Annotated in this window: 1 protein-coding gene and 1 pseudogene; one reads left to right on the top strand and one right to left on the bottom strand. The window is 71.2% G+C overall.

What is annotated here, in order from left to right:
• Positions 1-246, top strand: a pseudogene (locus tag ABD205_RS20795) (HNH endonuclease signature motif containing protein); the annotation flags it as partial.
• A 17-nt stretch (positions 247-263) separates the two neighbouring features.
• Here the strand turns inward: ABD205_RS20795 and ABD205_RS20800 are convergent.
• Positions 264-1,480, bottom strand: a 1,217-nt coding sequence (locus tag ABD205_RS20800; protein WP_344048228.1) for a pyridine nucleotide-disulfide oxidoreductase, incomplete at its 5' end; no start/stop codon positions are given.

Below are 1,480 nucleotides of genomic sequence, written 5' to 3' on the forward strand. Positions count from 1 at the left end.
CTCCACAACGCCAAGCAGCGCCTCGCCATGCTCATCACCCAACACGGCACCTGCGCCGTCCAAACCTGCGATCGACCCGCCGCCACCGCCCAAGCCGCCCACCTCATCGCCTGGCAGCACGGCGGCCCCACCGACCTGACCCACGGCGCCCTGCTCTGCAGCCGACACCACACCCTCGCCGACCACCCCGACTACCAGATCGAACACCTACGCCCGGGACGCATCCGCATCCACCGACGCCAATAGGACGCCGCCAGGTCGGCTCACATGAGATCGGCGAGTCGCGCCAGCCCGGCTGGCGTGGATGCCGCAACCCGCTTCAGCACGGTGTCCAGAGCGTCGGAGGAGTCGTGGTCCGCTGGGATCCGCGCGGGGTTGATGGCGACCCCGTCCGCCCACCTCTTGATGTCGGGCTCGGCCGAGAAGGTCTGCGAAGCCCGGGAGCCGAGCACGGTCATCCGCGCCCAGTCGGCCAGCGTGTCGCCGTACGGGGACGGCGGGCAGAGCCGGTTCTTCTCGGAGTCGGCGTCACGCGTCGCCTCGACGTATCCGACGAGGGCCGCGCCGAAGCACGGGAAGCCGGATCGGATCGGCTGCAGCGTGATCGCCTCCGGCCGCCACACGGGCACGAGCGGGCGTCGCCGCAGGCCGTCGGCCGCGCAGTGCACCACCACGGCGTCGTCGGCAATCGACAGGGAGCCGTCGGGGAAGGCCAGCTTGCCGCGTGAGACCGACTGCAGGTGCCCGCGGCGCACGACGTTCTCGATGCTCCGGAGCAGCTCGAGCTCCCAGGCGGCAAGCGTCGGCGCCTTGGCCATCGTCGGTGTCACCCGCGGGTCGATCCGGATCATCACGCCGGCGGCCTCCATCCGGAGGAAGGCGTCGTCGAGGGACGCGGCGGCCGCGGCCGACTCCATGATGTCGGCCACCATGCCGAGGAAGATCGTGGGATCCGGTTGGACGACAGCCCTGTTGAGCGCCCACGGGTCGCGCGGGCGCACCCAGCACAGCGCATCGGGGTCGACGCCGTGGGTGAGCAGCCACACGATCGCATCGGTCGCGGTCTTGCCGGAGCCGACGACGACGTACTGGCTGGGCGCCTGCTCGAGCCGGGCGAGGTCGTTGACCGGCACCACGTCGGCGTCGTCGGCAACGGCGAACGGGGGAGGCGTCTCCGCCGGGATGATGGGGGACAGGTAGGTGGCGTCGACGATCCGACACCGCTCCGGCACCGTGAACCGGTCGCCGGAGAGGTGCGAGACGACGGTCCGGTCGCCGACGTACTCGCTGCTCGGGAAGAACTCGACCCGACCAGTCGCGAGCATCCGGCCGAGCACGCGCTCGTAGTAGTCGCAGATCTCGGGCTGCGACGCCCGCTCGTGCAGCCCCTTCTCCGGCCCGACCTTCTGCCGCGCGCCACCGAGCACGGTGGATGCGACGCCGTAGAAGGCGGAGGCCTGGTGGAGCTGGACGAAGGGGT

The organism is Nocardioides panacihumi (genome assembly GCF_039530925.1).
Classification (GTDB): Bacteria; Actinomycetota; Actinomycetes; order Propionibacteriales; family Nocardioidaceae; genus Nocardioides; species Nocardioides panacihumi.